Raw genomic sequence first — 13,026 nt, forward strand, 5'->3', positions numbered from 1 at the left:
GTGCTCCGCAACAGCCCTTTTGAACCTTGAAAACGGCGGTAGCGGAGCACTCGATGCGTTAAGCCTCAGGCGCTAAACCTCCAGCAGGCTGAACACACCGCCCTGCGGGTCCTGGAGGGTTGCCGTGGCGCCGGGCGTATCGTCGTCATCCGGCTCCGGCGCGATCAGCACTTCCGCCCCCGCCGCCACGGCCTTCCGCACGGCCTCGGCCACGTCGGTGACGCCGAAGTAGATCTGCCACCTGGCAGGCGCCTCGGCCGCGACGATCCCGGCCACCTCCGCGCCGTTCACCATCAGCGTGCTGTACGTCCCGCCGTCGTCCTGGGGATACTCGGTCACCTCGTGGCCGAACAGCTGCTGGAAGAACGCGACGGCGGCCCGCGGCTCGGGCGTCAGCAGCTCCGTCCAGGACAGCGCACCGGCCTCGTTGTACCGGCCGGAGCCCGTGTGCGTTCCGGGCTGCCACACGCCGGTGGTCCCGCCGCCGGGAGGATCCACAAACACCATCACGCCGGTGTCCGCCACTTCCTCAGGGCCGAACTGCACTGCGCCGCCGGCGTGGGGAACTTCCTCGGCCAGCGCACCGGCGTCCTCGGCCGCGAAGTAGATGTTCCATTGGGCATGCGTGCCGAGAGATTCCTGGTGCGGGTTCTGCGGCGCCACCACGGCCACCAGGTCCTCCCCCACGAACGCCTGGGCATAGCTGCGGCCATCGGGCGTGGGCAGGTCCTTGAAGGTCCACCCGAACACCGCTGCGTAGAAGGCCTTGGCTGCCTCCACGTCCCGGGTCTGGACGTCAGCCCAGCACGGTTCACCGTGGCGGTAGCTGGTGGATGAGGAGTTTCCTGGCATGGGAGGTCCTTTCGCGGGCGGCACACGCATCAACGCCTCCAGTCAACACCAAAAAGCCCGCCGCCGGCACCGGGTTCCGGCGCAGGCAACGGGCCTGATAACTGAGGCCAGCACCGCGGTTCCGCTGGGATCCGGGGTGCTGAAAAGAAGCGTTGTACTAACGAACGGCGTCCGAACGTACTGCAGCGTCGCGGGGCCGGGCGCCTTGCGGCGGGACCGGCGTGCAACAACTAGCCGATCCGACGGGTGTGTACCTCGTCGTCGTCTTCTTCCAAATCGTCCGCGTACTTATCCACATAAGCCGAATAGTCCGGTTCAACCGGGTCATTCGCGAAATGGCTCGTGGCACGACCTTCAGGACCTTTGAGCTCTCGCTGAAGGGCCGAATAGTCAGTGTTCGGGGAATAGTACTTAATATCCCGAGCCTGCTTGGTAGCTTTTGCCTTTTGACGGCCGCGCCCCATGGCGTGACCCCCTTTTGTACTCGGACCGGAGGTGGTCACCTTGGCTATCGGTGAGGCCCCGGAATGTTTGGTCAATTTGTCGTAACACCTAGATTACATGCTTTCCGCGCACGGTGCGCCCCGGCCCGTGCGCGCGGACGCCATGTCGGGTACCCTTTCCGCCGCGACGCGCACGGTTCCCGGCTTTTTTGTTGGATAGAGTCTCTTCATCAGCTGCCGATCCGGGTGCCCGGAGAATCCAGCATCCCGAGGCGACACCCAGGAGGGGTATCCGGATGGACAACCAGGAACCGCGCCCCGTCCCGCCCAAACCTGCCGCTCCGCCCACCGCCGGATTGCCGCAGGTGGCTGTTCCGGCAACTGCGGTGGAGCCGCCGGCACGGAAGCCCCGGCGGGTCGCATCTACGCTCCTGAAGACTGTCTTCGTGGTGGTTCTGCTCGGTGTGGTGGGAGGCCTGGTGTGGCTCGCCGCGTGGCTGGATTCCGGGGCACCGGAAACGACCGGCGACGGCGGCTCCGTGATCGTGGAAACCTCACCCACTCCCCTGGCCACCCCGCTCCCCCTCCCCCGTGAGGGTGTGGAGCCGCCGGACTACCGGCTGGGCGACTGCTTCAAGGATTTTGACCCCGAGGCTTTGCGGTCAACGGTGGTGGCCTGCGAAACAGGCCACTCAGCCCAGCTTGTGGCCGTTTTCCGCTACCCCGCCGTCGGCTCCTATCCGGGCCGGGAGGCCCTCGCCGCCAAGGCCCTGGAGGCCTGCCAGGCGGCGAAGCTGGCACCGGCAGCGAACGAGTACACGCTGAACTTCCAGCGGGCCTACCCCAGCAGCACCAGTTGGGAATCAGGCGACCGGCGCGTGGACTGCTACGTCACGGCCGACGGCGGGAACGTCATCAACGCCAGCGCGCTGCCCTGAAGACCTGGCCTGATCGGATGAAGAAGCTGGCTGTCGTCACTGGCGCTAACCGAGGGCTGGGACTGTCCCTCGTGAATGAGTTCTCGGAGGGTGGCTGGAGCGTCATCGCCCTTAGGCGTTCACCAGAGCCAGACGCCGTGGCCGCTCCGTCCGACGTCGTAACCGTGCGGCACGATGTTCGATCCAACGATGCCTCAGAGCTTCTGGAAGTCCTGGACGGCCGCCCCGTCGATTTGCTGATCAACAACGCGGCCCAAGGAGCGCCCCATGATGAGCTGGGATCGATTCCAGCCGATGGGGTCTTGAACGCGGTCGATGTCAACGCCGCGGGTCCGTTACGACTGGCGCAGTTCCTGTTGCCAAACCTGCTGGCGGCGCCCGACCCGATCATCGTCAACGTGACCTCACGCCTGGGCTCCCTGTCGGCCCAGGCCAGCGGTACGTTCGCAGACCTGTCAACAAGTTATGCCTACAAGATCTCCAAAGCGGCGCAAAACATGCTGACCATCGCGTTGGCTCAGGACCTTCAGGGGCGCGTCCGGTGCTGGGCAGTGCACCCGGGCAAACTGGCGAGCGACATGGGACAGACTGACGCGTCCAAGGACCCTCGAACCGCTGCTGGGCAACTACGAGAACTCGTCGACTCTGGTGACCGCGCCTCGCCACGGTTCTGCTCGCTCGGGGAACCGGACCTCCCGTGGTAGCTACAGTAGGCGGATGCTCCTGATTCGCCAGGCAACCACCGCCGATACGCCTAGCCTCATCCGTCTGCGGGCCGCGTGGGTTGCAGAGCAAATAGGGGAATCGACCGAGGTGATCGACGGCGCAGCGGGCAACGGACCGCAAGATCCGAACGTGCCAAGCCGCACGCCGGAAGAATGGACTACCTATCGATCCCGGATTGAGACCGCTGCACGCCAAGCCGGACGATAGAGTCAGCGCCTACGAAATACCGGACGAGTGATTTGCTGGGAACCATGGACTCAAAGTATGTGCGCTACCAGGCAGGCCTCCCCAATGGCCGTGGACGCTACCCGGGAATCTTTAATCTCGCCAACGGTTTAGCAAACAACGGCAGACTCAGCAGCCAGGACTGGGCTTCGTGGCGGCGCTCAAATGACCATTACGACTCCGCGTACTTGAACCCGTCGACGGCCCGGTGGACAGATCGATTTACGACCATGCAATAAACCCGACAGCGGAGGCTTGGTTCAAGTGCACAGCTGTGCATTTGCTCGTCCGCGTTGAGTTCTACACGGACCTTCTTAGCCGGTATGACGTTGAGTGGCAGGTGCTCCATTCAAACGATCCAGGGCGGCTGTTGTATGAAGACGACGTCCAGATAATTGTCGCGCCCCATGAACGGGAGTGACCTCAAGTTGCACCTTATGATGCTGGAATGGGGGGAAACTTTGGCGGGAATGAGCCTGCGAAACACAAGCCGATCTACGTTGAGACCAGCATCCGTGCCCCTATGGAACGCGTATGGGCTCTTAGCCAGGACCCGGCACCGCACGCCCGGTGGGATCTGCGATTCTCCCGAATAGTCCCCACCGGAGGAGATGATCAGGGACTTCTCCATTTTCGTTACGAGTTCCGCCTTCCACTACACATCATCCGGGGGAACGGAACATCGCTGGGGCATAGGCATCGATCCGATGGGCAGGCCACATCGGTGCTGAAGTTCGATACTGCCGACCCCTTGTCTCCCATTGGGTCTGGTTCGGGGTATTGGCGGTATGTGCCGACAGAGGATGGCCTTCGGTTTATCACGGGGTACAACTATCAGCCGGGAATGGGCGCTCTCGGAAAAGTCCTGGACTCGCAAGTGTTCCGGCCCGCTCTGGGTTGGGCAACAGCAATAAGCTTCGACCGCCTGAGACTGTGGGCGGAGGCAGATCTGGATCCTACAGACTCCCGCAACCGGTGGTTTGTCGACGCCGCAGCGAGAGCAGGCGGCATTCTGGCAGCCGGCGCCCTGCTCCGCAGGGCCCTCGCCAGTCGAACCGCTGGCCTGGCAGCCCTAGGAGTGACGGTGGCTCTGACCACCTGGATGTTCCCGTCCCATTGGACTGTGCCGAGGGCAGGGCGCTGCCTGCGGAGTGCTCCAGACGCGCGCTCAGGCCGCGCCCCCTCTGCCCTGGCCGGGTTAGCTGCACCCACAGGTGATTTCCGCTCTCAGACTGAAAGAGGCGAATAGCCGTGGCTTCGATCTTTGAGGTGGCATTGGGGCAAGACTTCCAAAGGCTGCACCCCATGCTGCAGAAGCGCTTCGGCGTTGACACCGAAGCGGGCTACGGATGCGTCGGGCACGGGGTCTTCTCCGAAGTCCGCCGGGGTGCGTGGTGGACGGTACCGTTTCTGCGACTGGGTGCCTACCGCAATATTCTCTTCCCGGACCAGGGCAATGACATCCCGTTCACGATCGAGAACTATCCCTACATTGACGGGTTTGGCCGCCCTACCGTCACGTTCGTCAGGACTTTGGAACTGCCCTCGTCCAAGAGACGCCGCTTCGACGCCACTATGGTGCACAGCGAACGAAGTGGTGGGATTGTCGACTACCTCGGCACCCACCAGCATCTGGCCACCGACCTCGAGCTGGAGGTCTTGGCCGATGGATCGCTGCACCTGCAATCGGGGGCGCAGCGGTTCTACGAAGGCTTCGCAGGATTCACGTTTCCGGCCTTCTGCACAGGTACCGCAGACCTGTACGAGAGCTTCGATGACATTCGCGGGGTGTTCACGATTCAGATGCAGGTGCGGAACCCCGTCGTCGGATTTCTCTTCGGATACCGGGGCGAGTTCACGTGCACGTATCCGCCTCTTTCCGGCACAGCGATCCCGGCGCACCTCAAGCCGCTAAGGGAGGAAAGCCGCGAATAACAGCCTGCTGCCCGCGAAAACAGTTGAGCGGCGCTAACCGTCGGAGACGAGGATGTTGTCGTGAATTCTTGTCCAGCCGGATGCTTCAAGCTCGCTGGTGTCATATCCGTCGGAAACGAGAATGGTCGATTCCTGATCTGGCCCACTGGTTTTCACGAGTTCTCCCTCGCGTGCGCCACCCGTTGTGCATCCGGTGTGATGGCGCTGCCCCTCAGGCTCCTGTGTAAGCACGATGCTACTTCCCCGCAGCCTAGCGTTCACGTGGAACCCCTACCGGCCGCCAGCTGAACTCCGAGAACCATCCGGGTCGCGATGGTGCCGCCATGATCGTCCTCGACGTAGCTCATGCCGATTTTCTCCGCCACCCGACGAGAAGCCATATTTTCCGGATGGATAATGGCGACGAGCTGCTCAACACCGAGCTCGTCGCGTGCGAATTCCTTGCACGCCGCGGCCGCTTCGGTCGCATATCCCCGGCCCCACAATGCCGCTCGGATGTGAAATCCCACCTCCAATTCGGCGCGACCATTGACCTGCTGCCAGGTAAGTCCGCAGTCGCCCAGAAACTCGCCATCGAGGGTTTCCACAATCCAAAGGCCGTAGCCGCGCATGGCGTAGTTCGCTTCATTCCAGGCGATCCACTGCGCGGCCTCTTCCCGCGTCTTGGGCGCAGGATAATAAGTCATGACAGCAGGATCACCCAGAAGCGCAGTCATGTTGTCCAGGTCTGCTGACGCCATCTGCCGGAATCGAAGCCGGGACGTCTTTCCGGGAATCACCTACGAAGCCTACAGGCGCCCCAGCACGCTCGCCCTTGTGCATCGATTGCTGGATTGCTAGATTGCTGGCATTCTAGCCATGGCAACAAGCGGAACCTGGGCGGACCTGCACGGCAACGGCGGGCAACTTTGGCTCCACATTGCCCAAGCGGGAACCACACGCTCAGATGCCGGAGCGGTAGCACTGCAATTCTCCACCGACGAAAAGCTGGAGCTCACCGCAGAGCGGCTAAGAGCTGCCGGATACGCCCCGTCGGACATCATGGACGAAACCTTCGGCCGTTTCATCACTGTCAATGACCCCGACGGATACCGCATCCAAGTCAACGAAAATGGATGCGGACCACCAAAACCTCAGCTATGAAATACGGGAATCTGCTGCCCTGAAATAGGGTTCGCCCGAGCCTCGCAGGACCCCTATTCCTTCCGCCGCACCACGAGCCCTGTGCCGGCGGGAGCGCCGCCGTCGGGCCCTGCCAGAGCCTCCAGCCCTTCGATGGTGAGTTCGTCGACGTCGGCCGCGGTGTCCACGAGCACCGTGTCGCCGTCCGCGATGTCACCGGACAGGATGGCCTTGGCCAGGCGGTCACCGATCTCCCGCTGCACCAGCCGGCGGAGCGGCCGGGCACCGTACGCGGAATCGAAGCCGGACATGGCCAGCCAGGCGCGGGCGCCATCGGACACGTCCAGGGAGAGCCGGCGCTCGTGCAGCCTCCTGCCGAGTTCGGCCACCTGCAGTTCCACAATCTGCGCCAGTTCGTCGACGGTCAGGGCTTCAAACAGCACAATCTCGTCCAGCCGGTTCAGGAACTCGGGCTTGAAGGAGGCGTTGACGGTGGCCATGACCGCGGTGCGTTTGGCCTGAGCATCCAGCGACTGGTCCACCAGGAACTGGCTGCCCAGGTTGGACGTCAGCACCAGGATGGCGTTGCGGAAGTCCACGGTGCGGCCCTGGCCATCGGTGAGGCGGCCGTCGTCGAGCACCTGCAGCAGGATGTCGAAAACCTCCGGGTGGGCCTTCTCCACCTCGTCCAGCAGAATCACGGAGTACGGCCGACGGCGGACGGCCTCAGTCAGCTGGCCGCCCTCCTCGTAGCCCACGTACCCGGGAGGGGCGCCCACCAGCCGCGCCACCGAGTGCTTCTCGCCATACTCGGACATGTCCAGCCGCACCATGGCGCGTTCGTCGTCGAACAGGAAATCCGCGAGCGCCTTGGCCAGCTCCGTCTTACCCACGCCCGTAGGCCCCAGGAACAGGAACGAACCCGTGGGCCGGTTGGGATCGCTGATGCCGGCCCGCGCACGGCGGACGGCGTCGGACACCGCGGCCACCGCTTTGGACTGGCCGATCAGGCGTTTGCCGAGGTCCTGCTCCATATGGAGCAGCTTCTGGCTTTCACCCTGCAGCATGCGCCCGGCGGGAATACCGGTCCACGCGGAAATAACCTCGGCAATGTCGTCCGCCGTGACCTCGTCAGCCACCATCTGGGCAGGCTTTTCCGAGACCGCTTCTTCGGCTGCCGCGGCCGCGTTCAGCTCCCGTTCCACTGCCGGAATCTCGCCGTAGAGCACCCTCGACGCCGTCTCCAGATCGCCTTCGCGCTGGGCCTTGTCCGCCGTGGATCGGAGCTCGTCCAGCCTGGCTTTCAGGTCGCCCACCCGGTTAAGCCCGGCGCGCTCGGCTGCCCAGCGGGCATTCAGCGCGTCCAGCTCTTCGCTCTTGTCCGCCTTGTCCGCCCGGAGGGCCGCCAGGCGCTCCACCGAGGCGGCGTCCTTCTCGTTCGCGAGAGCCAGTTCCTCCATGGTGAGCCTGTCCACGACGCGGCGCAGCTGGTCGATCTCCTCCGGCGCAGAGTCGATCTCCATACGCAGACGGGAGGCGGCCTCATCCATCAGGTCGATGGCCTTGTCCGGCAACTGGCGGCCCGAAATGTAGCGGTTGGAAAGGGTTGCCGCGGCCACCAGCGCGGAGTCCGCGATGGTCACCTTGTGGTGCGCTTCGTAGCGTTCCTTCAGGCCGCGGAGGATGCCGATGGTGTCCTCCACGCTGGGCTCGCCCACGTACACCTGCTGGAACCGGCGCTCCAGTGCCGGGTCCTTCTCGATGTTTTCGCGGTACTCATCCAGCGTGGTGGCACCGATCAGGCGCAGCTCACCGCGGGCCAGCATGGGCTTAAGCATGTTGCCGGCATCCATCGAGGACTCCCCCGTTGCACCGGCGCCCACCACCGTGTGGATCTCGTCGATGAACGTGACGATCTGCCCGTCCGAATTCTTGATCTCCTCCAGGACGGCCTTAAGGCGCTCCTCGAACTCGCCGCGGTACTTCGCGCCGGCCACCATGGACGCGAGGTCGAGGGCAATCAGCGTCTTGCCCCGCAGGCTTTCCGGGACATCGCCGGCCACGATCCGCTGGGCGAGTCCTTCGACGACGGCAGTCTTGCCCACCCCAGGCTCGCCGATGATCACCGGGTTGTTCTTGGTGCGGCGGCTCAGCACCTGGATGATGCGCCGGATCTCGGTGTCGCGGCCGATCACAGGGTCCAGCTTGCCCGCCCGCGCCATCGCGGTGAGGTCCGTGCCAAACCTCTCCAGCGACTGGAACGTGTTTTCCGGATCCGGCGTGGTGACCTTGCGGTCGCCGCGGACACCCGGCAGGGCGGCTAGCAGCGCTTCATGGGAGGCACCGGCGTCGCGCATTAACCGCCCGACGGCGTCGCTTCCGGCAGAGAGCCCCAGCAGCAGCACTTCGGTGGAGACATACGTATCGCCCAGCCGGTCCGCTTCATTCTTGGCGTTCTGGATGGCCTGCAGCGCGGGCCGGGACAGCTGGGCCTGCTGCGTGGAGCCGCCCGACGATGCCGGCAGCGCCTTGATGGCGCCGCTCGCCTGCACGCTGACGGCATCCGGGTCGGCGCCCGTGGCGCGGAGAAGTGCGACGGCGACGCCCTCCCGCTGATCCATCAGCGCCTTGAGCAGGTGGGCGGGTTCCACCTGGGGATTCCCTGCCGTGGAGGCGTTCATGGCTGCTGCCGAAAGAGCCTCCTGACTCTTGGTGGTGAATTTGACGTCCAAAGAGAGCTCCTTCCGGGATGCGCATTTTTTGCTAAGTTGAGTCTATAACGCTCAACTTTGAGGAAATGCCCTCTACGCCCCATGTTTGCCGACGGCGAACTGCCTGTCCAGAGCCGTCCACCGCCCCGCGACAATCGGTTCCCGGCACCCCTGCCGCCACGGCCGGCAAGGCCCTGGCCGAAGCGAGTCCCGAAGCGGCCGAGGCCGGCATGAAAATGTGGATGGATTGGGCGGCCAAGGCCGGCGACGGCATCGTTGACCTGGGCACACCGCTGGGCGCCACGAACGTCCTGGACGGCTCGTCCGTCGCTGATACCGCAGCAACGGTCGGCGGCTACAGCCTCATCCAGGCCGAGGATCTGGATGCCGCCATATCCCGGGGGTGCAGGGCGCAGGGATCAAACATGCCGGGCAGACGGCTCCCCCAATGAGCCACCCGCCCGATGGTCTGTTAGGCCAGTCAGATCAGGAGCCGGCAACCCCTGAGACGCTGGTGATCCAGGACAGATTGCTGGCGATCGAGGCGTGGTCGTTGTAGTAGCGCGTGTAGTCGGACGGGTTCTCCGGTGGCAGCACGGACATGGGCGTGGCCGGGGCAATGTCCGGCGGTGGCCGTGGGGAAGGAAGCAGGTTGCACCCGGACAGGCCCGCCAGCAGCGCAAGTGCGGCAGCCGCCGTCGTAATTTTCTTCATGTTCCCCCAAATACCGCCGCCGCGTCCGGGCGACGCCGACCAGCCTACCCGCGGATCCCCGCCCCTTCAGCTGGGGTAGATGGCGACCGCGCCGGCCTTGATCACGAAGTACACCTGCATGCCCGGTGCCAACCCGAGATCAACAGAGGCCGCCGGGGTGATGTCCGCGCTCAGCTGCCCGCCTTCCCCGGCGCGGACGCGGATCCCGTCCCCGCGCGGTTCCAGGTCGGTGATGGTCACGGCGAAGGAGTTCCGCGGGCTGCCATGCGCCTCGGTGAGGAATACGGAAACGGCCGACGGCGGGAAGACAGCCACGCCCGGCTGCCCGGTGGGGAGCGGGGCGGCTGCGTCGTGGTGTCCATAAAGGTTGAGGTCACCGGCCCGCAGACCGTGTTCGGTGAGGTGGCCGGCCACAAAGTTGAGCCCGGCGAGCCCGGCCGCGAACCGGCTGCGCGGGCGCTGGAGGACGTCGCGGGTGGTGCCTTCCTCGCTGATCCGCCCGTTTTCGAGGATGACCACACGGTCGGCCAGCATCAGGGCATCGAGGACGTCGTGCGTGATGATGATGGCGCGGCGGCCGGCCAGCACGCGCTTGAGCAGGCGCCGGAGCAGCGGCGCGGCGTGGATATCCAGCGCGGCCATCGGTTCGTCCAGGAGGAGGAGCCCGGGGTCGGCGGCAAGCGCCCGGGCCACCGCAACGCGCTGCGCCTGGCCGCCGGAGAGCTCGGCCGGGCGGCGGGCCTGCAGCTCCGTCGCCTCCACTTCCGCGAGCCACCGCAGGGCGGACTCCCTTGCAGCCTGCTTCGAAGCCCCCGCACTCCGGGGCCCAAAAGCCACATTCTCCAGCACGCTCAGGTGCGGGAAAAGCAGCGGTTCCTGGGCCAGGAGCGCCGTGCCGCGCCGGTGCGGAGCCGTCCACTGGCCGCGCCCGGCGGTGAGGTCAAACAGCGTCCTGCCGTCGAGTTCGGCCGTGCCCGAGTCCGGGTGCAGCAGGCCCGCGATAACGTTCAGCAGGGTGGACTTGCCCGCGCCGTTGGCTCCCATAACGGCCACCGTTTCGGCCGGCCCCACCGCGAGGGAGACGTCGAACCCGCGGCCAGCCACGGCGGCCTGAACCGAGAACGTCACCGGACCGCACCGCCCTGGGCCGGCGCCGTCGTCGTACGTTCGCCGCGCAGGGCGGGGGCCTGTTCGGCTGCGCGGGGACTGCGGTACGCGAGCGCCACCACAACCACTGCTACCGCCACGAGGACCAGGGAAAGCGCGACGGCGGCATCGGCATCCGTTTCCCGCTGCAGGTAGATTTCCAGCGGCAGGGTCCGGGTCACCCCTTGGAGGCTGCCGGCGAACGTGAGGGTGGCGCCGAATTCGCCCAGGCTGCGGGCGAAGGACAGCACCGCACCGGACGCGAGTCCCGGCAGCACGAGCGGGAGGGTGACCCTGCGGAGCACCGTGGTGGGACCCGCGCCGAGCGTCGCGGCCACCGCTTCGTATCGGTTCCCAGCGGTCCGCAAGGCACCCTCGAGGCTGACCACCAGGAACGGAAGGGCCACAAACGTCTGGGCCAGGATGACCGCCGTCGTCGAAAAGGCGATCTGCAGGCCTGCCACTTCCAGCGTCCGGCCCAGCAGCCCCTGCCGCCCGAAGGTGTACAGCAGGGCGATGCCGCCCACCACGGGCGGAAGCACCAGAGGCAGGAGGACCAGCGAACGGAGGACGCGCTGGCCGGGGAAGCTGCCGCGGGCCAGGACCAGGGCGAGCGGCACACCCAGCACGATGCACAGGCCGGTGCTGGCCGCCGACGTGCGCAGGCTCAGCCCAAGGGCCTGCAGCGACGCTTCCGACGTGACCAGCGGGATGAACTGGGCCCAGTTGACCTTGGCCACCATGGCTGCCAGCGGCAGCACAACGAACAGGCCGCCGGCAGCCGCAAGGACGTAAATCCAGCGCGGGACGCCGCCGTGCCTGCCGTTCCTGGCCTGTCTCATGGTCTCCTTGTGGGCGGGTTGCCTACGGTGCGGGGTTGCCTACGGGACGGGTTGCTACGGGGCGCCGAAGCCAGCCTCACCGAGGGTTTTCTGCCCGTCGGCACCGGTCACCATGGCGATGAAGGCTGCCGCCAGTTCCTTGTTCCGGCTCGAGCCTACTGTGGCGATGGGATAGGTGTTAACTGCCTTGTCGGATTCGTCGAACAGGATTCCCTTGACCTTGTCTCCGGCGCCTTTGACGTCGGTGACGTAGACCAGGCCGGCGTCGGCCTCGCCCGAGGTGACCTTGCCCAGAACGTCCGTCACGGATGATTCCTCGCTGACCGGCGAGAGGGTCACGCCCGCGGCCTTTTCCACGGTGTCCGCTGCGGCCCCGCACGGAACCTGGCTGGCGCAGACAACCACCTTGACGCCCGGTCTGGCGAGGTCGGCGAAGGACGCGATCGACGCCGGATTGGACGGCGGGACGGCGATCTCCAGGACGTTCGTGGCGAAGTTCTTCGCGGCCCCGTCCAGGAGCTTGGCGTCGGCAAGCTTGATCATGTTCTTGGTGTCGGCGGAGGCAAAAACATCGGCCGGTGCGCCCTGGGTGATCTGGGTGACCAGGTCCGAGGAGCCGGCGAAGCTCAGCACGATCTTGGTTCCCGGGTTCTTCGCCTCAAAGTCGCCGGCCAGCCGGGTGAACGTGGCTTTGAGCGACGCGGCCGCGAAGACCGTGATGGTCCCGGACACCTGTCCGGTGGCGTCCGGGGACTGCGAGGTGGCAGGCTGCGTGGCCGTGGGCGTCGTGGGCGCCGGAGCGCACGCGGCCAGGCCCAGCATGAGGGCGGCTGCGATTATGACGGGGGTGCCGTGTTTGAGGGTGCTCAAATGATGCTCTTTCCGTGCGGGGTTTCGATGATGACCGTGGTTGCTTTGACCACCGCGGTGGCCACGGAGCCCAGTTCCAGGCCCAGGTCGCGGACGGCTTCGCTGCTCATCAGCGACACCACCCGGAACGGCCCGCACTGGAGTTCCACCTGGGCCATGACTTTGTCCGCAGTGATCCCCGTGACCAGGCCGACGAACCTGTTGCGCGCCGAACTTCCTGAACGGTGCGGGTCCTCGGGAAGCTGCGCGAGCTTCTGGGCGTGCCTTGCCAGTTCCAGGCCGTCGACTGCCAGCCGGCCGGCGTCGTCCTTCACGGGGGTGAGGCTGCCGTTCTCTGTCCAGCGCCGGACAGTGTCGTCACTGACGCCGAGGAACCGTGCTGCTTCGGATACGCGAATAGTGGGCATTTCATGATCCTAGTCCGCATTTGCGGGTTTTCTTAATAGTTTTCGCCGCGGATCAGAAAATGACGTTCACGCTGGTTTCGTTCCCCCGCGCGAGG

General features: G+C 65.5%; 14 protein-coding genes. 5 read left to right on the top strand and 9 right to left on the bottom strand.

The window, feature by feature from the left end; translation table 11 throughout:
• Positions 1-72: 72 nt before the first annotated feature.
• Both ACVWY0_RS04470 and ACVWY0_RS04475 read right to left on the bottom strand, forming a co-directional pair.
• On the bottom strand, positions 73-852 hold the full coding sequence (locus ACVWY0_RS04470) for a VOC family protein (RefSeq protein WP_485835602.1): 780 nt from the start codon (positions 850-852) through the stop codon (positions 73-75).
• A 230-nt stretch (positions 853-1,082) separates the two neighbouring features.
• Positions 1,083-1,316, bottom strand: coding sequence for a DUF3073 domain-containing protein (locus tag ACVWY0_RS04475; protein WP_056341155.1), 234 nt, complete (start codon positions 1,314-1,316; stop codon positions 1,083-1,085).
• Between the two features lie 275 nt (positions 1,317-1,591).
• On the opposite strand from ACVWY0_RS04475, the gene ACVWY0_RS04480 reads away from it, so the two are divergent.
• The 3 genes from ACVWY0_RS04480 (at position 1,592) to ACVWY0_RS04490 (ending at position 5,119) form a co-directional block, all read left to right on the top strand.
• Entirely contained in the window at positions 1,592-2,233 is a 642-nt protein-coding gene (locus ACVWY0_RS04480; protein WP_485835603.1) for a septum formation family protein, read from the top strand.
• A 17-nt stretch (positions 2,234-2,250) separates the two neighbouring features.
• Positions 2,251-2,937 (top strand): SDR family NAD(P)-dependent oxidoreductase, encoded by a 687-nt coding sequence (locus ACVWY0_RS04485; protein ID WP_485835604.1) that lies wholly within the window; start codon positions 2,251-2,253, stop codon positions 2,935-2,937.
• 1,498 nt (positions 2,938-4,435) lie between these two features.
• On the top strand, positions 4,436-5,119 hold the full coding sequence (locus ACVWY0_RS04490) for a DUF4166 domain-containing protein (RefSeq protein ID WP_485835605.1): 684 nt from the start codon (positions 4,436-4,438) through the stop codon (positions 5,117-5,119).
• 257 nt (positions 5,120-5,376) lie between these two features.
• On the opposite strand, the gene ACVWY0_RS04495 is transcribed toward ACVWY0_RS04490, so the two are convergent.
• Entirely contained in the window at positions 5,377-5,898 is a 522-nt protein-coding gene (locus tag ACVWY0_RS04495) for a GNAT family N-acetyltransferase (RefSeq protein WP_485835606.1), read from the bottom strand.
• A 79-nt stretch (positions 5,899-5,977) separates the two neighbouring features.
• Between ACVWY0_RS04495 and ACVWY0_RS04500 the strand changes: the two genes are divergently transcribed.
• Positions 5,978-6,262 (top strand): VOC family protein, encoded by a 285-nt coding sequence (locus ACVWY0_RS04500; protein ID WP_485835607.1) that lies wholly within the window; start codon positions 5,978-5,980, stop codon positions 6,260-6,262.
• Positions 6,263-6,315: 53 nt separating this feature from the next.
• On the opposite strand, the gene clpB is transcribed toward ACVWY0_RS04500, so the two are convergent.
• Positions 6,316-8,973 (bottom strand): ATP-dependent chaperone ClpB, encoded by a 2,658-nt coding sequence (clpB, locus tag ACVWY0_RS04505; protein ID WP_485835608.1) that lies wholly within the window; start codon positions 8,971-8,973, stop codon positions 6,316-6,318.
• A 65-nt stretch (positions 8,974-9,038) separates the two neighbouring features.
• On the opposite strand from clpB, the gene ACVWY0_RS04510 reads away from it, so the two are divergent.
• A complete protein-coding gene (locus ACVWY0_RS04510; protein WP_485835609.1) occupies positions 9,039-9,404 on the top strand; it encodes a hypothetical protein in 366 nt (121 codons plus the stop codon).
• 34 nt (positions 9,405-9,438) lie between these two features.
• On the opposite strand, the gene ACVWY0_RS04515 is transcribed toward ACVWY0_RS04510, so the two are convergent.
• The 5 genes from ACVWY0_RS04515 to ACVWY0_RS04535 all read right to left on the bottom strand — a co-directional run bounded on the left by ACVWY0_RS04515 (position 9,439) and on the right by ACVWY0_RS04535 (position 12,931).
• Complete coding sequence (locus tag ACVWY0_RS04515) at positions 9,439-9,666, bottom strand: hypothetical protein (protein WP_485835610.1); 228 nt, start codon at positions 9,664-9,666, stop codon at positions 9,439-9,441.
• Positions 9,667-9,732: 66 nt separating this feature from the next.
• Positions 9,733-10,794 carry a sulfate/molybdate ABC transporter ATP-binding protein gene (locus ACVWY0_RS04520; protein ID WP_485835611.1) on the bottom strand — a complete coding sequence of 354 codons (1,062 nt, stop codon included), beginning with the start codon at positions 10,792-10,794 and terminating at the stop codon, positions 9,733-9,735.
• Entirely contained in the window at positions 10,791-11,654 is an 864-nt protein-coding gene (locus tag ACVWY0_RS04525) for an ABC transporter permease (RefSeq protein ID WP_485835612.1), read from the bottom strand. Before ACVWY0_RS04525 ends, ACVWY0_RS04520 begins: the two co-directional genes overlap by 4 nt.
• 54 nt (positions 11,655-11,708) lie before the next feature.
• Positions 11,709-12,476: a molybdate ABC transporter substrate-binding protein gene (modA, locus tag ACVWY0_RS04530; protein WP_485835726.1), complete on the bottom strand. Its 768-nt coding sequence runs from the start codon at positions 12,474-12,476 to the stop codon at positions 11,709-11,711.
• A 44-nt stretch (positions 12,477-12,520) separates the two neighbouring features.
• A complete protein-coding gene (locus ACVWY0_RS04535) occupies positions 12,521-12,931 on the bottom strand; it encodes a TOBE domain-containing protein (RefSeq protein ID WP_056341185.1) in 411 nt (136 codons plus the stop codon).
• Positions 12,932-13,026: the final 95 nt, after the last annotated feature.

The organism is Arthrobacter sp. UYNi723, from assembly GCF_054057635.1.